This window comes from Cupriavidus necator N-1, from assembly GCF_000219215.1.
GTDB lineage: Bacteria > Pseudomonadota > Gammaproteobacteria > Burkholderiales > Burkholderiaceae > Cupriavidus > Cupriavidus necator.
This window is the reverse complement of sequence record NC_015723.1, coordinates 1,014,144-1,034,566: the sequence shown is the minus strand read 5'-3', so window position 1 is coordinate 1,034,566 and position 20,423 is coordinate 1,014,144. Positions and strand designations below refer to the sequence as shown.

The following is a 20,423-nucleotide window of genomic DNA, read 5'->3' as shown; positions in this document are numbered from 1 at the left end:
GCGCGGCCCGCCTGGGCCAGCGCACAAGACTGCCTCCCTCCGCGGTCATTCCATACCCGGCACGCCCTGCCGTGCCGGCGGGATCGGCCTCGCCCTTGACCTCGTGCGCCAGACGGACGCACACACACCCGCCCCCAAGCGCCCCACGCTGCAGGGCGGCAAAGAGATACAGAGAAAGATGTTGACCCTGCTCGCCTATTCGATGGTGATCGTGTTCATGGCACTGATCATGACCAAGCGGCTCTCCGCCATGGTGGCGCTGATCCTCGTTCCGATTGCGTTCGCCGCGATCGGCGGTTTCGGCCCGGAACTCGGCCCGATGATGCTGGACGGCGTCAAGAAGCTGGCGCCGACCGGCGTGATGCTGATGTTCGCCATCCTGTATTTCGGCCTGATGATCGATGCCGGGCTGTTCGATCCGGTGGTGCGGGTGATCCTGAAATTAGTGGGCGGCGATCCGGTCAAGATCATCATGGGCACCTTCGTGCTGGCCGCGCTGGTGTCGCTCGACGGCGACGGCTCGACCACTTACATGATCACCTGCGCCGCGATGCTCCCGCTCTACAAGCGCCTGGGCATCAGCCGGCTGGTGCTGGCCTGCGTGATCATGATGGCGGGCGGGCTGATGAACATCCTGCCCTGGGGCGGCCCGACCGCGCGTGCCGCCAGCGCGCTGGGCGTGGACGTGGGCTCGCTGTTCGTGCCGATGATCCTGCCGATGATTGTCACCGGCATGTGGGGCCTGTTCGTGGCATTCCTGCTCGGCCGCCGCGAACGCAACCGGCTTGGCACCATCGCACTGATGCGCACCGGGGCCGGTGATGACGGCCATGCCATGCCGGAGGCTGCCGCCGGCGATCCGCAGATCGCCAGGCCGAAGCTGCTGTGGTTCAACCTCCTGCTGACCATCGCCCTGATGGTGCTGCTGATTCTCGGCACCTTGCCGCTGCCTGCGCTGTTCATCATCGCATCCGCCATCGCGCTGATGATCAACTACCCGAGCCTGCACGAACAGAAGGAGCGCATGGGCGCGCATGCCGCCAACGTCGTGCCGGTGGTGTCGCTGATCTTCGCCGCCGGCATCTTCGTCGGCATCCTGTCGGGCACCAAGATGGTCGACGCCATCGCCAACAGCGTCATCAGCGCCGTGCCGGACTGGATGGGCCCGTACATGGCCCTGGTGACCGGGGTGTTGAGCATTCCGTTCACGTTCTTTATCTCGAACGACGCGTTCTACTTCGGCATCCTGCCGATCCTGGCCAAGGCTGCCGCCGTCTATGGCATCGGCGCGGCGGAGATCGGACGCGCCTCGCTGATCGGGCAGCAGGTTCATCTGCTGAGCCCCCTGGTCGCGTCGACCTACCTGCTGGTCGGCCTGGCCGAGGTCGAATTTGGCGATCACCAGCGCTATACGCTGCTCTGGGCGCTGTCGGCGGCCGTGGTCATGATGCTGGCCACTGTTGCCTTCGGCGTGATTCCGCTCATTGGCCGGGCAGCGTGACAGCGAGGAAGCGGGACCGGGCGGGTCAACCACATCCGCCTGCCTGACGTTTTACCCGAACGCAACTTGCAAAAATTTACAAATAGCCTGGCAGACGGTCCGGCTGGGTCCGCCCTTCTGGCAATAGAGGATCACATATCGCCGGCACATAAGGCCACATTCGCATCGAATGATCCCGCCAGCCTTCCTTCGTTGCCAGGGACGTATGCAAAGCGTTGCAATAGGGTTAGATCGAGTATGTTACTGAATGTAAATGGCGTAACTTGATTACAAGCTGTACCGCTGGCATTGCGACGCCAATGCTGGTGGCTTGAGTAGTGGGGGGCATCATGCAGCATTCCAGCCGATTCGCGTGCGACCTGGGCCGCGCGCATCAGTCCGGCCGCAACGGCCGCCACGGCAACACCGGTGCTTCCCGCAGCCAGTCCATTCGACATCGACGGCACCTGAGCCGCGCGCAGCACTTCTGGGTGCACCAGCGCCACCTTCCCACCTACGCACCCGCGGCAGAAGCCTGTCGCCCGCCCGCCCACCTTGCACGAAGCCGGCCGTGCGGCTGTCGGGCACGCCAACTGCGCTGAAGCCCGCATTGCGCAGCACCCGGTTTGCCGGCCCCTGCGCCAGAACAACACACCAACCAATTCAAAAAGGCGGGAATCGCCATGGCGCTCTATGCTCTGCGGGAACTCACGCTGCAGTCCCTTGGCCCGCTCGGGGCGATGATCGAAGCAGGTTATCGCGCAGTCAATTTCTGGGGCGAGTCGGTCGCCTGGCTTCCGGGACTGCGCGAGGCCGACGCCGCGCTTGAGTTGTTCACCCGGCTGACCAAGTCCTACGGGAAACCTCGCTTTGAGATCGACGAGGTCTTGGTACATGGGCAACGGGTGGCCGTCACCGAGACCGCGCTCATCGAAGAGCCCTTCTGCCGGCTGCTGCATTTCAGGAAGGACATGTCCAGTCCTGGCCCCCGGGTGTTGCTGGTGGCGCCGCTCTCCGGCCACTACGCCACCCTGCTGCGCCCGACGGTCGAGGCATTGCTGCCCGGTCATGATGTCTATATCACCGACTGGGCCGATGCGCGCGTGGTCCCGCTTGACGCCGGGCACTTCGATCTTGGCGGCTATGTCGATTACCTGAAAAAGTTCTTGCGATACCTCGGCGCCGGCACGCATATCGTGGCGGTTTGCCAGCCCGGGGTCCCGGTGCTTTGCGCGGTCGCCCAGATGGCCGAAGACAACGAGCAGGTGCAGCCCCGCTCCATGACCCTGATCGCCGCGCCGATTGACACCCGCGTCAGCCCGACGGCGGTCGACCAGTTCGCGCGGCAACATTCGCTGGCGTGGTTCGAGGCCAACGTCATCGAACGGGTGCCCGCCGGCTACCCGGGAAACGGGCGCCGGGTGTATCCGGGCTTCCTCCAGCTTGCAGGCTTCGTATCGATGAACGTCGCACAGCACGCCGGTGCTCACCTCGACTTTTACCGCCACCTGGTCGATGGCAGGCAGAGCGAGGCAGCCAGGCATCGCAAGTTCTATGACGAGTACAACGCCGTACTCGACGTGCCGGCCGAGTACTACCTGGAAACCATCCAGAAGGTTTTCCTGGAGCATCACCTGTGCCGCGGCTGCATGGAAGTCGGCCAGCGCCGTGTCTACCCCGAGGCCATTAGGAACGTTTCATTGCTGACCATCGAAGGCAGCGACGATGACATCACCGGTCGCGGCCAGACCGAAGCGGCTCACGCGCTCTGCGCAGGCCTTGCCGCCGACCGGAAAGAACACCTGGTCGTCGACGGCGTGGGTCACTACGGCACCTTCGCCGGCCAGCGTTTCCGGGAGTCCATCCTGCCTGCCATGACGCAGTTCATTCAGCGGTGCGCAGACTGAGCGCTGCGTCGCATTGGCGAGGCCGGTTGCGCAAGCTTCCAAGCCGGGGACTGGCAAACAGTGCTACGCCTGCGTATGCCAGCGAACAGACCTTTCCGATTGCCGTGGCGCCCTTGCTCTCAAGGCAATCCGGCATGCGAAAGCGCTGCCAAGTAGTGACCTTTGAAAGCTGGCCGCGATAGGGGCTTTGTTGCTGGTGGCCGTTTCTGCCTCACCGCATCTGCTGCCGCGGTCAGCGTCGGCTGGAGTTTTTGTGCGCCAGCGTCTATAACGGAACGCCTGCACGTCCCGCACCCGTGCTCGGAGTAACGGCGGGAGCTTTTGCCTGGTGACGTGACATCCGCCAGCCCTTCCAGGGGCCTGGCGCGTTGCTTTTCTGTCGTCACCGAGTTGTACAAAGAAGATAGCGGCAGGGGGTGTCACGTCATGGAATCCATTTCGAAGTTCACCCAGCGTTGCAGGATGTTGGGGTACTACGCGGTCGCCTGCATCAGCGTGGCCCTCGGGGTGCTGATTCCCCCTGCGCTTGCAGGTGACAAGACTACCGCCTCCTACAGCTACTTCGTAACCGGCACAAAGTACTTCGAGACTGGCAATCCGGTGCCGGTGCAGACCCTCCCCACACCGCAGCCACAGGCGGTGCAGCCGGTGGTCATCATGGGTGGCGGGCCCGATGTAGACGGCGCGTATCGCTGGATGATTCAGCAAGCGGGCATTACGAAAGCAACGGGCGGCCGCCTGGTCGTGATTCGCGCGACCGGCACCGACGCTTACGACCCTTACTTCTATTACAGCAACAAGAAGAACGCGACCGATATGCCCGCGGTGGACGGGTATGTCGGTGGCGCGTACCTCGGCCTGACTGCGGCGGAAACGCTGGTTATTACCGACACTGCCGCGGCGAATGACCCGTTTGTCAATGCCGTTGTCGGCAGCGCGAACGCGTTGTGGATTGCGGGCGGCGACCAGAGCAACTACATCAAGTTCTGGAAAGGTACGAAGCTCAACGCGACCATCGCCGCGCTCATGCAGCAGAACGTACCTGTTGGCGGCACCAGCGCCGGGGCCAACGTGCTGGGGCAGTTCGTTTTCTCCGCCATCGAAGGGACGGTCACATCGACGCAGGCGCTGAGCGATCCGTACAACAAGTACATGACATTTGACCCGAAAGGGTTCTCCGGGCCCAGTTTCCTGAACGCTACGGCACTGGACGATACGTTCGTCGATCCGCACTTCGACTCGCGCGATCGCATGGGCAGGCTGGTCACGTTCCTGTCAAGAAGCATTGCGCCATGGTCCGGTTCAGGCTGCGAGGGCGGAGTCCTGAAGAACCCGTCGGCCGCCCGCGGGATTGGCCTTGACGTCGAGACAGCATTGCAGATTCAGAAGATCTCAGGCCGTTTCATTGCACAGCGCGTCACCAACCTATCCACGACATCGCCCAGCGCTGTTCACTTCCTGAGGCCACTGACTTCGCCCGCGGTCTGCGCGCCCGGCAAGCCGCTAACCATCTACGGCGTCCATGTCCAGCGGCTGGACGACGAGACTGTCTTTGATATGACAAACTGGTGGAACGGCGGCAGCGCGGGAATCGAAGCGTATGTCGTTGACGAGAACGCTGGCATCCAGAGCCCGGCCACCATACATTACTAGGTGCCCGCCTCCTCGCCCGCCAGCGCCTGGACCTCCGGGCCTGGTTCGCCATCCCTGGTAGCAATCAATGCCTTTGGCGCCAGCGGGATCAGAAGCAGGATCATTGCGTACACCACGGTAGTCGCGATCACACAATATGTGAAACCGTGCGTTGGGCTGCTGTTATAGATCCATGAGCCCAGGAGATCGCCGGCACGCGCCGAGAGCGCGAGAACGCCATCCACCAGCATCATCAAGGTTCCTTGCAGGCCTGGCGGACAGGACCGCATCGCGAGATCGAAGTATGCTGCCGTGGCGACACCGCCCATCAGCCCTATCGGTGCCGCCAAGACAAGGGCAAGATTGGCCGAGTGAATGAATGCCAGCGGAATCATCTGCGGCACTGCGACGATCGTTCCCCACCACAGCAGCTTGTTCAGCGATACCTTCTTGCACAAGAAGCCATACAGCAAGAATGTCGGGATGAAGGCGGCGGCAAAGATCCCGTTGTAGTACGAGTAAACGGAATCCGATGCATGCAGCTCATTGCTCAGATAGAACTGCAGCGGCGTGGCCGCTCCTGGCGCAAAGTTCCACAGAAAGCAGATGAGGACCGCTGGATAAACAGCCTTATGTTTCACCAGCCGCCTGACATTGCCAACGAGATCCGAGCCCCTGGCTTGCGGCTTCTCGTAAAGATGGCCGAAGACGGAAACGGGCTTCCAGAGCCCCAACAGGGCAATCGACAAGGCGAACATCGCTACCAGGAGGAAGGCTTCTTTTGCAGCCAGATGATCGGAGATGTACCCGGAGGCGAACGCTGCCGCAACAACCGGGACCGAGCCGACCACGTTCAACAGTGCGCTCAGGCGCCCGGACATGAGCTTCTCCTGGCCCACCAGAGCGATCAGCCCCTGATACGCTGCGGCGATAAACCGGGACGACAGCATTGCCAGCAGCAACCCGATGACCAGTCCCGCGTATGAGAAACCTGAAAACGCCATCCAGATGAATGCCACTGCGGTCACCGGAGCGAAAATCAGGAAGAAGCCGCGATCCCGCAATCCCAGCGGGCTCCATTGGTCGCGCGCGAGACCAAAAACGAACGCAAGATACACCGGTATTCCCGTCACCAGCCGGAATATCGAGATCTGCGTTGCGGTCGCATGCAACTGGTTCTTGAGCAGGTACGACGTCTGTATATCCACCAGGGAACCGGCTGGTGTTGCCAGAGCGATGAGCAGGGTCAGGCAACCGAAATACAGCAGGGTTCGGTCGCTGCCCTCGGAACCATCATGACCAGAAGCGGCCAGCATTTTCGTCGCTCAGCGTTGCACGTATCAGATGTCCCACGCCAGGCGAATCCGCTCGCGAATGCCAGCCAGGCGCTCGACCGGCTCATTGGCAAATACGAAGCGCAGGTTCCGGGCCATCCATCGGCGTGGCCGCCACCTCGCGGATCGTATGTGACGCCGGATGATGTCATCCCTTCTTTCTCTCAACTCCATTGAAATGGGAAAACGAGCCAGGGGCAAGTGACATTGCGCATGGAAGCAATGTTTGCTGACGCACATTGGCCGCGGCAATCCTCGCTTCCTGGCGATGACTTCCCATTGTGGGGCGCCTAAGATTGCCAGACATCAAAAAGGGGCACCGCCTGGCACCGTGGCCGGCTCGCTTTGGAGCGACCGCATGCCTCAGACCTGGCTACCCTCTCCACGGCGACGTTCTCACTGACGGAGCAGAGAAACATGAAACCAGAACCATTTGCAGTGACTCCGGATGCGTATGCACGCGCGCTCAACGTGGTAGGGGAAAGGATCACGGTGCTGGCGTCCAATGCCGCCACGCAAGGTTATGAGGTATTTCTGCAGCAGGGCGAAGAAGGCAGTGGCCCACCGCCCCATAGCCATGACTGGGACGAATCGTTCTACGTTACCAGGGGGACGATCGAGATCGGCTATGGCGATCAAGCGATCACTGCTGTCGCTGGCACCTTTGTTCATGTGCCGGCGGGCACCGTGCATTACTTCCGGTTCGGCATCGGCGGCGGCGAAATGATTTCAGTCACCAGCCACGGCGGAAGCGCATCGCGCTTGTTCACGCGGCTCGATGAGGAAATTCCGCCAGGCGCGCCTGACATGGAGAAGCTATTGGCGGTGGCGCAAGAGTGTGGCATCAAAATTTCAGGGTGAGCGCTGGCCCGGACACACCCCCTCGCTTCGACCGCTGCCTCGGCTGAGGTTCTTCCTTCTGCGTGTTTCGCCGCAACCTGCTACGCAGCCACGGCCTTGCGCTCCCTGCCTGATTTCGTTCCCGGCTGGGCATTCGGCCCTGCCGCGCCCTGCAGCAGCCAGCAGCTCAACTGCACCGAGCGCGCCATCAGCCTGCGCCGTCCGGCAGCATCGGCTTCGATGTAGTCGACGCATTGATGGAATAGGTAGGAAACGACGTACGCGCAGACGTCGTCAATGGCCGGGCGTGAGAGCTTGGGACACAACCCCAGCCGTTCGATGTCTTCCGCCATCTCGGCGGCGATGTCATCCAGCACCGTGCGAATGGCAACGCGAAGCGCGGGCTGCGGGCCCGTGATCCCGCACACACCAACGATGAATGCATCCGGGTGATGCTGCGCGTACAAGAACAGGGCTTCGCACGCACGCGTGGCCACTTCACCCGGGTTGTCGCGGGCAGCGGCCCATCGGACCGCACGCAGCATCGGCCGCAGTTCGGCGCTTACCTCGGCCATGGCGGTGATGGCCAGGTCTTCCATGTCGCTGAAATGCCGGTAGAACGTGTTGGGATTCAGGCCGGCCTCGCGCGCGATCTCGCGCAGCTTGAGTGCCGCAAAGCTGCGCTTGGCTGCGGCCAGCCGCAACGCGGCGTCGATCAGGCGGCGTTTGCCGTCGGCAATGGCTTCCATGAATGCGGTTTAGTAGCAGGACTCGGTTTTTGCCCGACATGCTTCGTTGACAGCATGTCTACAGTTGTCTACGCTTGCGCCGGTAGACAGATGTCTACGTTAAATGAAACGGCCGCACGTGGCAAATCGCGTGTCAGCGCCCGTTCAGGAGACACCGCCCTGCCATGCCGCCGCCCATTGAGCTATCCAGCCCCGACCAGGCCTCCGACGCGCCGCATCCATCCCCTGCCCGCCCCATGCATGCCCCCAACCCTGAGCCCATCCCGCGCGACCCGGGTTGGCCGCTGGTGGGCAACCTGCTGCAGATCACACCCGGTGCGCTGGGCCAGCACCTGCTGGCGCGCAGCCGCCATCATGACGGCATCTTCGAGCTGAATTTCGCCGGCCGGCGCGTGCCGTTTGTGACGTCGGTGGCACTGGCCAGCGAGTTGTGCGATGCCGCGCGTTTCCGTAAGTACATCGGCCCGCCGCTGTCCTACCTGCGCGGCATGGCCGGCGACGGCCTGTTCACCGCACGCTCCGACGAGGCCAACTGGGGCAAGGCGCACCGCATCCTGATGCCGGCGTTCAGCCAGCGCGCGATGAAGGGCTACTTCGACGTCATGCTGCGCGTGGCCAACCGACTGGTGGACAAATGGGACCGGCAAGGCCCGGATGCCGATATCGCCGTCGCGGACGACATGACGCGGCTGACGCTCGATACCATCGCGCTGTCCGGCTTCGGCTACGACTTTGAATCGTTCGCCAGCGCAAACCTGCACCCCTTCATCGAGGCCATGGTCGGCGCGCTGGAAGAGGCGATGTCCAAGCTGACGCGCTTTGCCCTGCAAGACCGCTTCATGCATGCGGCACACCAGAAGTTCGACCAGGACACCCGCTTCATGCGCGACCTGGTTGACGACGTGATCCGGCGGCGGCGCGCGGGCAACGCGGCGCAACGCCGGGGCGGCACGGCCAACGACCTGCTCGGCCTGATGCTGGAAGCGCGGGATCCGGACACCGACCAGCGGCTGGACGACGAGAACATCCGCAACCAGGTGATCACGTTCCTGATCGCGGGCCACGAGACCACCAGCGGGCTGCTCACCTTTGCGCTGTATGAACTGCTGCGCAACCCGGGCGTGATGGCACAGGCTTACGCGGAGGTGGACGCCGTGTTGCCCGGCGACGCTGCGCCGGTCTACGCCGACCTGGCGCGGCTGCCGGTACTGGACCGCGTGCTGAAGGAAACGTTGCGCCTGTGGCCCACCGCGCCCGCCTTCGCCGTAGCGCCGTTTGAAGATACGCTGCTGGGCGGCCGCTACCTGATCCGCAAGGACAGGCGCCTGTCGGTGGTGCTGACCGCGCTGCACCGCGACCCCAAGGTGTGGGCCGACCCGGAACGCTTTGACATCGACCGTTTCCTGCCTGAGCAGGAGGCAAAGCTGCCGCGCCACGCCTACATGCCTTTCGGCAACGGGGAGCGTGCCTGCATCGGCCGCCAGTTTGCGCTGACCGAGGCCAAGCTGGCACTGGCGCTGATGCTGCGCAATTTCCAGTTCACCGATGCGCACGATTACCAGTTCCGCATCAAGGAAACGCTGACGATCAAACCCGACGGATTCACGGTGCGTGCGCGCCGGCGCCGGCCGCATGAGCGCATCGCCGCGGCGCCGGTCGCCGGGACCGCGCAAGCGCCGCAGGCGGGCCCTGATGTGCAGGGCGGCGGCAGGCCGCTTGCCGTGCTGTGCGGATCCAGCCTTGGCACCGCGCGCGAACTGGCTGAGCAGGTGCATGCCGGCGCGCTGGCGGCGGGCTTTGATGCGACGCTGCGCGACCTGGACGATGTGGCCGACGCGCTCCCGACCACCGGCCTGGCCGTCATCATCGCCGCCACCTATAATGGCCGCGCGCCGGACTCGGCAAGGCGCCTCGAAGCGCTGCTCGATAGCGGCGCCGCCAGCGGCTACCGCGCAGAAGGGCTAAGCGTGGCCGTGTTGGGCTGCGGCAACTCGCAATGGCCGACGTACCAGGCCTTCCCGCGCCGGGTCTATGAATTCTTCACCAATGCCGGCGCCAGTCCGCTGCTGCCGCGTGGCGAAGCCGACGGCAACGGCGACTTCGACCAGGCCGCGGAACGCTGGCTGGCCTCGCTGTGGCAAGCCTTGCAGGCCGGTGACAGCGTGGGCGGGCCGGCCCACGGAACGCCGCCGGTCCGGGTGCAGATGAGAGACGTCGCCGAGATCCGCGCGTCCACGCTGCCGGCAAACACCCAGGGCTTCACGGTCCTGGCCAACACCGAGCTGGTGAACGATCCATCCGGCCTGTGGGACTTCTCGCGCGAGGCGCCGCGGACTTCCACGCGCGATATCCGCCTCAGGCTGCCCGCAGGCGTGCGCTACGCCACGGGCGACCACCTCGCCGTCTATCCGCAGAACCAGCCCGGGATGGTCGCGGCCCTGTGCGAGCGGATCGGCATCGACCCGGACGCCATCGTCACCTTGTCCGCCTCCGGCGGGGCCGCGCGCGGCCTGCCGCTGGGCGAGGCCCTGTCCGTGCGGCAGCTGCTGACCCATTTTGTGGAACTGCAGGACGTGGTGTCGCGCCAGACCTTGCGCCTGCTGTCGCAGTCTTCGCGCTGCCCGGTCACGCGCCAGGCCCTGCAGCAGCTGGCCTCGGACGACGCCGAGAGCGGGTACGCCGCCCAGGTGGCACCGCGCCGGCTCGGGCTGGCCGACGTGCTGGACCGCTTTCCCGCCATCGAGTTGGACCTGGCCGGCCTGCTGGCTTGCACCGTGCCGATGCGGCCGAGGTTCTATTCGATTGCCTCATCGCCGCTGGTCTCACCCGACGTGGCAACCATCACCGTCGGCACGGTCTGGTCTGCGGCGCTGTCGGGCCGCGGACTCTTCCGCGGCGTGGCTTCTGCCTGGCTGCAGGGCCTGGCGCCCGGCGCCATGGTGGCGGGCGCCATCCGCACGCCCAATCCCGCCTTCGCTCCTGCGGCGGACCCGGCCACGCCCATGATCCTGATCGGCCCCGGCACGGGCATTGCCCCGTTCCGAGGCTTTCTTGAGGAGCGGGCCGCGCAACAGGCGGCCGGCCAGCCGGTGGCCCCGGTGCAGCTGTACTACGGGTGCCGCCACCCCGCGCACGACTGGCTGTACCGCGACGACGTGGCGCGCTGGCAGGCACAGGGCGTGGTGCAGGTCCACCTGGCCTGTTCCGTCGTGGATGGCGAGCCGCGCTACGTGCAGGACCTGTTGTGGCAGCGCCGTGCCGATGTCTGGGCCCGGCTGAACCAGGGTGCGATCGTCTACGTGTGCGGCGACGGCCGCCATATGGCGCCCGCGGTCAGGCAGGTGCTGATTCAGATCGGCGCAGAGCAAGGGGGGATGACACCAGAGGCTGCGTCGGACTGGCTGGCGGAGTTGGTCAGCACGGGCAGGTACCGGCAGGATGTCTTCAACTGACGCCCCGCCGGGTCGCTCGGTCGCGTCGCTGGCGCGGTACTAGCCCTGGAAGGGCTTGCCCATCGGCTTGAGACGGATGCCGGGGGCAAGCCTGGTCCAGGGCAGGTCTGCGGGATCCGCCGTCATCGGGCCGGGCGCCTTGGCCACCAGCACGGCGTGCGCGATGCCCTGGAAATCGGCCCGGAAATGCACCGAGCTCTTGTTGACGAGAATCTTCATGGCCTCGGGCTCTACCCCGCCTACGCGGAACAGGTTGCGGTCCAGCATCTGGGCCTTGCCGGCACTGACGACCACCAGCACATCGTCGATACTCAACAGCGCGACGGGCCCGACATCGGCCAGCATGCCGTTCATCATCGGCCCGCCGTAGCGGCATACGCCATCGGAGAGCTTCAGCACCTCGAAGCGCCCCCGCAGCGGCTCGTCACCGGGCACCCCGGAAACACCGCCGAGAGCGACGTCGATGGTGGCTCCCACGCCGGCGCGGTGCGCCTCGGCCGCCACGGCCGGATCCCAGATCAGCCCGATGGCCGCGTGCCGCGCGCCGTGGCGCAGCAAGGCGCGCAGAATGCCCGTGGTGTTCGAATCGCCGCCGGCCCCGGGATTGTCCTGCGTGTCGGCAATGACCACCGGGCGCGTCGCCCCCTCGGCCAGCCGCATGGCCTCGAGCACTGCTTCGTCCGGCGAGAGGAACGGGACCTCCCAGGCAGGCTCATCCGCCAGCATCCGGTCGTACAAGGCCCGCACCGCCGCGTCGACCGCTGCGGCATCCTCGCCGTATCCCCAGATCACCGGCCCGCATTCCGGGAAATCGGCTGCGGGAAAGCCCGGCGCGAACGACAGCGACACCACGGCGCCGCTTTCCCCTTGCTGCAGCAGCGAATACATGGCGCGGGCAGGCTCCAGCATCGTGCACATGCCGTTGATCGGGATCAGGAAGGGCAGCCGGCGCACTGCGCGATGCAGCGGCCCCCTGCCCTCCAGCAAGCGCTGCAGCAATGCCGCGGCCCGCTCGCCGGTCTCGGCCATGTCCACGTGCGGATACGTACGATAGGCCACCAGTGCGTCGGCAGCCTCTAGCATCGCCCGCGTGACGTTGGCATGCAGATCGAGCGACGCAACCACGGGCACGCCCGGCCCCGCCACGGCACGGATGCGCGAGAGCAAGGTGCCTTCGCCATCGTCCGTATGTTCGGCAACCATCGCGCCATGCAGGTCCAGATAGACCGCATCGAATCCGCCGGCGCGCGCGGCCTCGACGATTTCGCCGGCAATGCGCTCGAACGCATCCTCAGTCACGTGCGCGGATGGGCTGGCGCCGGCCCAGATCACCGGCAGCAGCGTCCAGCCGCGCCGCTCTGCCGCGGCAATGAAGCCGCCGGCCGGAATGTTGACGTCGCGCAGCGACAGCACGTCATCGCCACGCACCATCGCCGGAAAGCCCTCGCCGCGCTCGAAGCTGGCATAGGTGGCCTTTGACGGTGCAAAGGTATTGGTCTCGTGCTGAAATCCGGCGATCAGAATCCGTGTTGCCAATGTTGTCTCCGTAAGTTGAATGGCCAGCCTCAGGCGGGCGAGACCGCGCCCTGGGGCGATGGCATCCGGTTGGCTACCAGTACGGCCGCTCCGGCCATCAGCAGCGCCACCATCACCAGCAGGCCGGCCTGCATGCTGCCGGTGGCGGTGCGCACCGCCCCAATGATGGTCGGGCTCAGGAAGCCGCCAATCAGGCCGATGGTATTGATCAGCGCGATACCACCCGCGGCGGCATCGCCCTTCAGGTATTGCGACGGAATGGCCCAGAACACCGTGTAGGCGGCCCACATCATCGCCGTGGCGACGGTCATGCAAAGCAATGACAGCGGCAGGTTTCCACTCGACACCGTGGCCAGGGCCAGCGCCACGGCGCCGACAAATGCGGGGACCGCGCTGTGCCAGCGGCGCTCGCCGCGACGATCCGAGCTGCGGCCGATCACGACCATGGCAATCGCCGCCGCCATGTACGGAATCATCGAATACAGCCCGATCTGCATGGTGTCCGTGACGCCGTCGGCCTTGAGGATCGACGGCAGCCAGAAGCTCACGGCATAGATGCCGCAGATCATCGTGAAGTAGGCAAAGGCCAGCAGGTAGACACGCCGATCGCGTGCCACCTGGCCGAATGACTGGTGGCCGCCTGCCGGCACCTGCAGTTCAGCCGCCAGCATGCGCTTCTCTTCGTCGCTGAGCCACTTCGCCTCGGCGGGCCTGTCGGCCAGCACGCGCAGCGCCAGGGCACCGAGCAGCACGCAAGGCAGCCCTTCGGCCAGGAACATCCATTGCCAGCCCGCCAGGCCATGCGCGCCGGACAGGCCTGTCATCAGCCACGTGGACAGCGGCGAGCCGAAGATCCCGCCGATGGGCCCGGCCAGCATCACCACGGCCATCACGCGCGCCATGCGCCGCTGCCCGTACCAGTAGGTGAGATAGAAGATCATGCCCGGTGCAAAGCCGGCCTCGAACACGCCGAGCAGAAAGCGCAGCACATAGAACGTGGTCTCGTCACGCACGAACATCATGCCCGCGGAAGTGATACCCCACAGCACCAGGATGCGGCTGATGGTCTTGCGGGCACCAATCCGGGGCAGCAGCAGGTTGCTCGGGATTTCGAACAGGACGTAACCGAAGAAGAAGATGCCGGCGCCCAGCCCGTACACCGCATCGGAAAAGCCGAGATCGCTTTGCATCTGCAGTTTGGCAAAGCCGATATTGACGCGATCCAGGTAGGCAAAGGTGTAGCAGAGCAGCAGGAACGGCAACAGGCGCCAGTTCAGCTTGCGGTACAGCGCCTGCTGCGCGGCGCTGGCGTACTCCGGCGTGGTACGTGGGGGCAGGGTTGCGGACATGTCGGTCTCTCCCGTGGTCGGCTCTATCTCTTGTGGATGCGATGTCGTTCAGGGTCGATCCTCTGGCATATGAAAAAACAGAGCAAGAGCAACTTAAGTCCGCTATCGTTGCCCTATTGGCAACAGCGGGATCCGACATGCGGGAACTGAACCAGCGCAGGCTGCGCTATTTCCACGAGGTACTGACACATGGCTCGATCCGTGGTGCGGCCGACAGCATCAACACCTCGCCATCGGTGATCACGCGCCAGATCCGGCTGCTGGAAGAGGAGGTCGGCGCGCCGCTGTTCGACCGCCATGCACGCGGGGTGCAGCCGACCGAAGCCGCAGTACACCTGCTTGAGTACTGGCGCGGCTGCCGCGCACAGCAGGAGCTCTTCGAGGACCGCCTGCAGGCCTTGCGCGGCCTGCAGCACGGCCAGGTGCGCATCGCCACCAGCGAGGGCTATGTCGACGGACTGATGGACGAAGTGCTGACGGATTTCTGTGCGCGCTATCCCAGGCTCGACGTGACCGTCGACATCCTCCCGGTCAACAACGTCCTGCAAGAGGTAGCGGAAAGCCGCGCGCATATCGGGCTGGCCTACAATCCGCCTGCGCATGCCGATATCACCTGGGTTGCCACGTCATCGCAACCGGTGGTGCTGCTGGTGCATGCCGGGCATCCCCTGGCACGCCGGGGCGGCAAGGTCGACGTGCGCGAACTGGGCGACTACCCGCTGGCGATGATGCCGCCGGCATTCGGACTCGGGCAGATCGTGCAGATGCTGGCCTACACGGAGAATGTCCAGATCCGCCCGACGCTGACCACGAACTCCCTGGCCGTGCTGCGCCATTTCGTGAAGCGGCATGATGGCATCACGCTGATCGGCGGGTTCGCGGCCTATCGTGAATTGCAGTCCGGCGAACTGGTTACGCTGCCTATCGCCCATCCGCTGTTCGAGGCCGCCAAGGCACGTCTGCTGGTGAAGACAGGCCGCCCGATGGGCGTGGCCGCGAATACGCTGCTGGACTGCATCCTGCGCGACATGCAGATGTTCGCGACAGCCCGTTCGCGCAGTCGGGGACGACCCCGTCCAGGAAGCCGCCGCGCAGGTGACTGAGCGGCGAAGGTGCAACGCCCGGTCAGACCTTCCTGACGAACTCCGATTTCAGGCTCATGGCACCAAAGCCGTCGATCTTGCAGTCGATATCGTGGTCACCGTCGACCAGGCGAATGTTCTTCACCTTGGTACCCATCTTGACCACACCGGCCGCCCCCTTCAGCTTCAGGTCCTTGATGACGGTGACGGTGTCCCCATCCTGCAGGACATTGCCTGCCGCATCGCGATACACCCTGGCTTCCGGTTCGGTCGGCGCCGCGGCCTGCGCCGACCATTCATGCGCGCATTCCGGGCAGATGTAGAGGCCTCCGTCTTCATAGGTGAACTCGGAATGACATTTTGGGCAGGGAGGCAAAGCGCTCATGGGGACTCTCGGGTGTCTGGCCAGGGCCGTAAAGGAGCAGAAGTATACCGCCCCGGCCTATGGCAACATATCGGGCGGCAGCACGCTCCATCCCGAAACGCTGCCGGACGTCGTCAGGCGTTGGCTCCTGAGGACGCCGTTCTCGTCGAACTCGAAGAAAACCGTCGACGACCGGATCGCGCCGCCGGCGAACAGCGGGCCAATGAACGGGATAAAGCTCTCAGGGTGCGGCCTGGAGGCCGCAAACGAATAGATCAGGATGGTTGACCCGTTGACCAGGGTAGTCTGCGACGAGGGCTTCCCCAGCTGGCTGGTAACGTCGTCGAGGGTGGAGAAACCGAGCAGGAAGTTCGACATTTGCTCCTGTTTCACCTCGACGCCCGTCGATACGCAGGCGGCCAGCATGACGCAAGTCACAATCAATGCGTGAGCAGGCTTCATGTCGTCACCGCCATACTGTTTGCGCCGTGACGGGAACGCGCTGGAGGCGCCCGGCAGGCCATTCAGAAAGCATACAACTTTGCTGAACGCTGCGCTGAGGCGCCCGCAGGGCGCCTGCCCTCCTTGCCGGCCCCCTACTCCGGCACGAAATGTATCGACCGCAGCAACTCCGCCTGCCGATCATGGGCGGCGCGCGCCTCCCTGGACAGCGCCTCGCTGCTGAGCGGCTGCCCGGCGTCCATGCCCATGGCCTCCACGCGCTCGCGGTAGCCGGGCTGCTGCACGATGGCCAGCGTGGCGTTGCGGATCCTTTCCTGCACCGCCGCCGGCACGTCCGGTGGCAGCCACACCCCCATCCAGCTGGGCTCCGTCATCGCCGCGAAGCCGACTTCGGCGAAGGTCGGCACATCCGGCAACGCGGGGATGCGCTTGGGATACGCCACGGCATAGGCCTTGAGCTTGCCGGACTTGATCAGCGGCAGCGACGTGGCCAGGCCGTCGAACATCAGCGGCACATGGCCGCCCATCACGTCCTGCAGCGCGGGCGGCGATCCCTTGTAGCCGACATGGTTCATGTTCACGCCTGCCAGGCGGTTGAACTGGACGCCGATGGTCTGCCCGCGCATGCCGGCGGCATAAGAGGCATAGTCGATCTGCCCGGGCTTGCTCTTGATGTAGGCAAGCAATTCGCTGAAGTTCTTCGCCGGCAGCTTGGGGTTGGCCACCAGCACCAGCCCGGTACGGGCCACCTGGGCAACGGGTTTCAGGTCCTTGAAAGGATCGAACGAGACCTTCAGCGCCAGCGGCGTCTCGGAGACGACGCCGCCCTGGATCAGCAGCAGTGTATGCCCGTCATGCGGTGCGGAAAGCAGTGTGTTGACGGCGATCGCCCCGGCGCCGCCAGGCTTCTGCTCGACAATCACCGGCTTGCCCAGCGACTGCGTCAGCCCCTCGGCCAGCAGGCGCCCGAGGAAATCGGCGGTGCCGCCGGCGGGGCCGCCGACCACGATCTTGACCACCTTGGTTGGCCACGCCTGGGCCTGGGCGGTCGATGGAAGCGCAGCCGGCAGCGCCACCGACAGCGCCAGGCCGAACATGCATGACAGCGACGCCCTGCGGCGCGCCGACGGTTGTGCTTGATTCATGGTTGTCTCCAATGTGCGAGGGTTGTTCAGGGCAGCAGCCGGCTTCATCGTGAGCCGGTGCTTTGCCACCCTTGCCCTTCTGCTGGCGGATCGCCAATGCAAACCGGCCCGGGTCAGGCGGCCTTGCGCAGGAAGCCCTGATTGCCGCCATTGCGGTTCGGCGCGAAGCCGTTGGCCTCCAGCGTCTCTTCGACGGTGTCGTAGAACACGCCGATCTTCTGGATTTCGCGCGCTTCCTGGGCCGTTGCCACCTTGCGGCCAAATTCTCCCGCGATGCGCACCAGCTGCTCGATCTGCTTCACCGTGCTCATCTTGGCCGTGCGCGACTGGTTCCAGAGGCAGTCCTCGGTTCCGCATCGCACATGCAGGCCCAGAGCAATCCCCATCATGTTCACAGGCAGCACGTTGCGCACGGAGCTTTCGACGGTCAGCACCGCGCCATCCGGGACGGCGCGAACGATGTTGGCGAGGTTGAAGACGCTGGGCGCATCCATGCCGCCGCTGATCGCCACCCAGTTCATGACCAGCGGGCCCTTGTACACGCCGCGCCGGATCAGCCGCTCAACGGATTCGAAGCTGTTGATGTTGTAGCACTGGAATGCGCTCTGGATGCCGGCAGCGGAAAGACGCCGGATGTGCTCTTCGACCCAGCCCGGCTGGGCGGGAACCGTCATTTCCTTGTACGCATTGAAGATCGCGGGGTTCTCTCGCGAGGTGCCCTTGAAATCCGCGAGTTCCGCATGCTCCGTCACGTTCATCTGCGACGTGTTTACCGTGACGGTCACCTGGTCCGGAACGGGGTCGAGTTCGGCAAGCATGTGGCGCGTGTCGTCGGACAGCCACTTGGCGGCATCCCCCTCGTTTTCCGGCGCAAAGCTGATCGATCCGCCCACCTGGATGATCATCTCCGGCACCGCCTTGCGCACCCCGGCGATCAGCTCGTTGAACTTGGACAGACGCTTCGAGCCTTTGCCGTCAAGCTCGCGCACATGCAGGTGCAGCACAGTCGCGCCGGCGTTGTAGCAGTCCACGGCCGTCTGGATCTGGTCTTCCATCGTCACGGGGATGTCTTCCGGGAAATCGGACGGCAGCCAGCCCGGTGCGTAGGGTGCCGCCGTGATGATCAACGGCTGCTGGTTTTCAGGGAACAGGGATCCATCGAGGTAATTCACGGCATGTCTCCATTGATAAAGGCACGTGGCCTGGCGGCGGCTGGCGCGCCTTAGAACGGCTTGTCGCCGATGATGGCGGCGCGCTCCATCTTGCGCGGCGCCGGCCAGTAGTCCTGCACCGCGTAGTGCTGGGTGCAGCGGTTGTCCCAGATGGCCACGCTGTTGGGCTGCCAGCGGAAACGCACCTGGTATTCGGGAATCGCCGCCTGGCTGATCAGGTAGTTCAGCAGATGGCTGGCGCCCGGGGTCTTGTCCTGTCCGTAGCGCACGTTCTCGGGCGTATGGAAGTTGGCGAAATGCGTGGAGAAGCCGCAGACGTAGAGCGCCTTCTCGCCGGTTTCCGGATGCGTGCGCACCACCGGGTGCTCGACCATGGGGTACTGCGCGGCAAGGCTGGCGCGCTTTTCCGGGCGCATCGCCGCGCCGAACGAATGCTCGATGCTGTGCTTGGCGCGCAGCCCGGCGATACGCTGCTTGATGTCCTCGGGCAGGTGCTCGTAGGCCGCCGCCATGTTCACCCAGATGGTGTCGCCGCCGACCGGCGGGCATTCGATGCAGCGCAGCACGCAGCCCATGGGCGGGGTTTCGCGCCAGCTGCCGTCGGTGTGGTAGCTGTTCTCGTAGTTCTCGCGCTTGTCGCTGCGATAGATCTGGACCAGTCCCGGATGGTCGGGATCGCTGCCGGCGACGGGATGGTCTTCCAGTTCGCCGAAGCGGCGCGCGAATGCCACGTGATCCGCGCGGGAGATTTTCTGGTCGCGCAGGAACAGCACCTTGTGCGTGAGCAGCAGGGACTTGATCTCGGCAAACAGCGCGTCGTCGCGCGCGGCATCGGCCAGGCTGACGCCGCTGACTTCGGCGCCGATATTGCAGGTAAGGGGTTGGGCTCGCATGGGGACGCTCCTTTACAGCACAAAGATCGAAGACCCGGTGGTCTTGCGTGATTCCAGGTCGCGGTGGGCCTGCACGGCATCCTGCAGCGCATAGCGCTGGTTGATTTCGATGCGGATACGGCCAGCGGCAACGTGGCCGAACACCTCGGCGGCCAGTTCGGCCTTTTCGGCGGGGTCCGCAATGTAGTCGGCCAGCGCCGGTCGGGTCAGGTAGACCGAACCCTTTCTCGCCAGCAGCTGCGGATCAAACGGCGGGATGGTGCCGGAGGCCGTGCCGACGCAGACCATCAACCCGCGCCGCTTCAGCGAATCCAGCGACGCCATGAAGGTGCTCTTGCCCACGCTGTCGAAGACCACGGACACGCCCGCGCCATCGGTCAGCTCCCGCACCCGCTTTGCGACGTCCTCATGGCTGTAGTTGATGATGTGGTTGCAGCCATGGGCACGCGCCATCTCTGCCTTGGCCTCGGTCGAGACGGTGCCGATCACGGTCAGGCCGAGCAGCCTGGCCCATTGCGAGACGATCAGCCCCACGCCGCCGGCAGCCGCGTGCAGCAGGATGGTTTCGCCACCGCTGAACGGGTAGATGCGGCGCATCAGGTAGGCGGAGGTCAGGCCGCGCATGGTCATTGCCGCCGCGGTTTCGAAGCTGATCGCTTCCGGCAGGCGGATCAGCGGTGCGGCAGGCACCAGGCGCTCGGTGCTGTACGCACCCAGGGTGTTGATAAAGCCGGTGTATGTGACGCGATCGCCCTCCGCGACATGGGTCACGCCCGGCCCGACCGCCTGCACCACGCCGGCTGCCTCCACGCCCATGCCGATGGGCAGCGGCACCGGGTAGGTGCCGTTGCGGAAGTAAGTGTCGGCATAGTTCAGCCCGACGGCGGCGTGGCGGATCCGCACCTCGCCCGGGCCCGGGTCGCCGACCTCGGCGTCCTCATAGCGGAGGACTTCGGGCCCTCCGGTCTCGTACATGCGAATGGCTTTTGCCAAGGCTGTCTCCTGATTGTCGTGTCCTGCCCGCGC

The 20,423-nt window shown here is 64.9% G+C and carries 17 protein-coding genes; 6 read left to right on the top strand and 11 right to left on the bottom strand.

Going from position 1 to position 20,423, the window contains the following annotated elements; genetic code table 11:
• The first annotated feature begins 178 nt into the window (after positions 1–178).
• Positions 179–1,501, top strand: coding sequence for a CitMHS family transporter (locus CNE_RS22855; protein WP_013952653.1), 1,323 nt, complete (start codon positions 179–181; stop codon positions 1,499–1,501).
• Between the two features lie 131 nt (positions 1,502–1,632).
• Here the strand turns inward: CNE_RS22855 and CNE_RS41065 are convergent, their stop codons facing one another.
• Entirely contained in the window at positions 1,633–1,986 is a 354-nt protein-coding gene (locus CNE_RS41065) for a hypothetical protein (protein ID WP_148271651.1), read from the bottom strand.
• Positions 1,987–2,163: 177 nt separating this feature from the next.
• On the opposite strand from CNE_RS41065, the gene CNE_RS22850 reads away from it, so the two are divergent.
• Entirely contained in the window at positions 2,164–3,387 is a 1,224-nt protein-coding gene (locus CNE_RS22850; RefSeq protein ID WP_013952651.1) for a polyhydroxyalkanoate depolymerase, read from the top strand.
• Between the two features lie 426 nt (positions 3,388–3,813).
• On the top strand, positions 3,814–5,040 hold the full coding sequence (locus CNE_RS22845) for a cyanophycinase (protein WP_013952650.1): 1,227 nt from the start codon (positions 3,814–3,816) through the stop codon (positions 5,038–5,040).
• Here CNE_RS22845 and CNE_RS22840 read toward each other — a convergent pair.
• Positions 5,037–6,335: an MFS transporter gene (locus CNE_RS22840; protein ID WP_013952649.1), complete on the bottom strand. Its 1,299-nt coding sequence runs from the start codon at positions 6,333–6,335 to the stop codon at positions 5,037–5,039. The genes CNE_RS22845 and CNE_RS22840 overlap by 4 nt on opposite strands.
• A gap of 435 nt (positions 6,336–6,770) precedes the next feature.
• Between CNE_RS22840 and CNE_RS22835 the strand changes: the two genes are divergently transcribed.
• Complete coding sequence (locus CNE_RS22835) at positions 6,771–7,214, top strand: cupin domain-containing protein (protein WP_013952647.1); 444 nt, start codon at positions 6,771–6,773, stop codon at positions 7,212–7,214.
• A gap of 80 nt (positions 7,215–7,294) precedes the next feature.
• On the opposite strand, the gene CNE_RS22830 is transcribed toward CNE_RS22835, so the two are convergent.
• Complete coding sequence (locus tag CNE_RS22830) at positions 7,295–7,942, bottom strand: TetR family transcriptional regulator (protein ID WP_013952646.1); 648 nt, start codon at positions 7,940–7,942, stop codon at positions 7,295–7,297.
• Between the two features lie 164 nt (positions 7,943–8,106).
• Here CNE_RS22830 and CNE_RS22825 point away from each other — a divergent pair, with 164 nt between their 5' ends.
• Complete coding sequence (locus tag CNE_RS22825; protein WP_013952645.1) at positions 8,107–11,394, top strand: bifunctional cytochrome P450/NADPH--P450 reductase; 3,288 nt, start codon at positions 8,107–8,109, stop codon at positions 11,392–11,394.
• Between the two features lie 39 nt (positions 11,395–11,433).
• On the opposite strand, the gene CNE_RS22820 is transcribed toward CNE_RS22825, so the two are convergent.
• Positions 11,434–12,930: a M81 family metallopeptidase gene (locus CNE_RS22820; RefSeq protein ID WP_013952644.1), complete on the bottom strand. Its 1,497-nt coding sequence runs from the start codon at positions 12,928–12,930 to the stop codon at positions 11,434–11,436.
• A gap of 29 nt (positions 12,931–12,959) precedes the next feature.
• Entirely contained in the window at positions 12,960–14,279 is a 1,320-nt protein-coding gene (locus CNE_RS22815; protein ID WP_013952643.1) for an MFS transporter, read from the bottom strand.
• 137 nt (positions 14,280–14,416) lie between these two features.
• Between CNE_RS22815 and CNE_RS22810 the strand changes: the two genes are divergently transcribed.
• Positions 14,417–15,382, top strand: a complete 966-nt coding sequence (locus CNE_RS22810) for a LysR family transcriptional regulator (RefSeq protein ID WP_013952642.1) — start codon at positions 14,417–14,419, stop codon at positions 15,380–15,382.
• 22 nt (positions 15,383–15,404) lie between these two features.
• Here CNE_RS22810 and CNE_RS22805 read toward each other — a convergent pair whose 3' ends face one another.
• From CNE_RS22805 to CNE_RS22780, 6 genes are all read right to left on the bottom strand, one after another.
• Positions 15,405–15,746, bottom strand: a complete 342-nt coding sequence (locus tag CNE_RS22805; protein WP_013952641.1) for a zinc ribbon domain-containing protein YjdM — start codon at positions 15,744–15,746, stop codon at positions 15,405–15,407.
• A 57-nt stretch (positions 15,747–15,803) separates the two neighbouring features.
• Positions 15,804–16,187, bottom strand: coding sequence for a hypothetical protein (locus tag CNE_RS22800; RefSeq protein ID WP_013952640.1), 384 nt, complete (start codon positions 16,185–16,187; stop codon positions 15,804–15,806).
• Between the two features lie 134 nt (positions 16,188–16,321).
• Positions 16,322–17,332, bottom strand: a complete 1,011-nt coding sequence (locus tag CNE_RS22795) for a Bug family tripartite tricarboxylate transporter substrate binding protein (protein ID WP_013952639.1) — start codon at positions 17,330–17,332, stop codon at positions 16,322–16,324.
• A 113-nt stretch (positions 17,333–17,445) separates the two neighbouring features.
• The gene (locus CNE_RS22790) at positions 17,446–18,504 is read right to left on the bottom strand and encodes a BKACE family enzyme (protein ID WP_013952638.1); all 1,059 of its coding nucleotides are present in this window, start codon (positions 18,502–18,504) and stop codon (positions 17,446–17,448) included.
• 50 nt (positions 18,505–18,554) lie between these two features.
• Positions 18,555–19,397, bottom strand: coding sequence for a TauD/TfdA dioxygenase family protein (locus CNE_RS22785; RefSeq protein ID WP_013952637.1), 843 nt, complete (start codon positions 19,395–19,397; stop codon positions 18,555–18,557).
• A 12-nt stretch (positions 19,398–19,409) separates the two neighbouring features.
• Complete coding sequence (locus CNE_RS22780; protein ID WP_013952636.1) at positions 19,410–20,390, bottom strand: quinone oxidoreductase family protein; 981 nt, start codon at positions 20,388–20,390, stop codon at positions 19,410–19,412.
• Positions 20,391–20,423: the final 33 nt, after the last annotated feature.

Excerpts from the sequence above, each read along its gene's own strand:
- CNE_RS22795 (WP_013952639.1), bottom strand. The coding sequence starts at position 17,332 with ATGAATCAAGCACAACCGTCGGCGCGCCGCAGGGCGTCGCTGTCATGC.
- CNE_RS22850 (WP_013952651.1), top strand. The coding sequence starts at position 2,164 with ATGGCGCTCTATGCTCTGCGGGAACTCACGCTGCAGTCCCTTGGCCCG.
- CNE_RS22810 (WP_013952642.1), top strand. The coding sequence starts at position 14,417 with ATGCGGGAACTGAACCAGCGCAGGCTGCGCTATTTCCACGAGGTACTG.
- CNE_RS22845 (WP_013952650.1), top strand. The coding sequence starts at position 3,814 with ATGGAATCCATTTCGAAGTTCACCCAGCGTTGCAGGATGTTGGGGTAC.
- CNE_RS22830 (WP_013952646.1), bottom strand. The coding sequence starts at position 7,942 with ATGGAAGCCATTGCCGACGGCAAACGCCGCCTGATCGACGCCGCGTTG.
- CNE_RS22800 (WP_013952640.1), bottom strand. The coding sequence starts at position 16,187 with ATGAAGCCTGCTCACGCATTGATTGTGACTTGCGTCATGCTGGCCGCC.
- CNE_RS22825 (WP_013952645.1), top strand. The coding sequence starts at position 8,107 with ATGCCGCCGCCCATTGAGCTATCCAGCCCCGACCAGGCCTCCGACGCG.
- CNE_RS22840 (WP_013952649.1), bottom strand. The coding sequence starts at position 6,335 with ATGCTGGCCGCTTCTGGTCATGATGGTTCCGAGGGCAGCGACCGAACC.
- CNE_RS22805 (WP_013952641.1), bottom strand. The coding sequence starts at position 15,746 with ATGAGCGCTTTGCCTCCCTGCCCAAAATGTCATTCCGAGTTCACCTAT.
- CNE_RS22815 (WP_013952643.1), bottom strand. The coding sequence starts at position 14,279 with ATGTCCGCAACCCTGCCCCCACGTACCACGCCGGAGTACGCCAGCGCC.
- CNE_RS22855 (WP_013952653.1), top strand. The coding sequence starts at position 179 with ATGTTGACCCTGCTCGCCTATTCGATGGTGATCGTGTTCATGGCACTG.
- CNE_RS22785 (WP_013952637.1), bottom strand. The coding sequence starts at position 19,397 with ATGCGAGCCCAACCCCTTACCTGCAATATCGGCGCCGAAGTCAGCGGC.
- CNE_RS22835 (WP_013952647.1), top strand. The coding sequence starts at position 6,771 with ATGAAACCAGAACCATTTGCAGTGACTCCGGATGCGTATGCACGCGCG.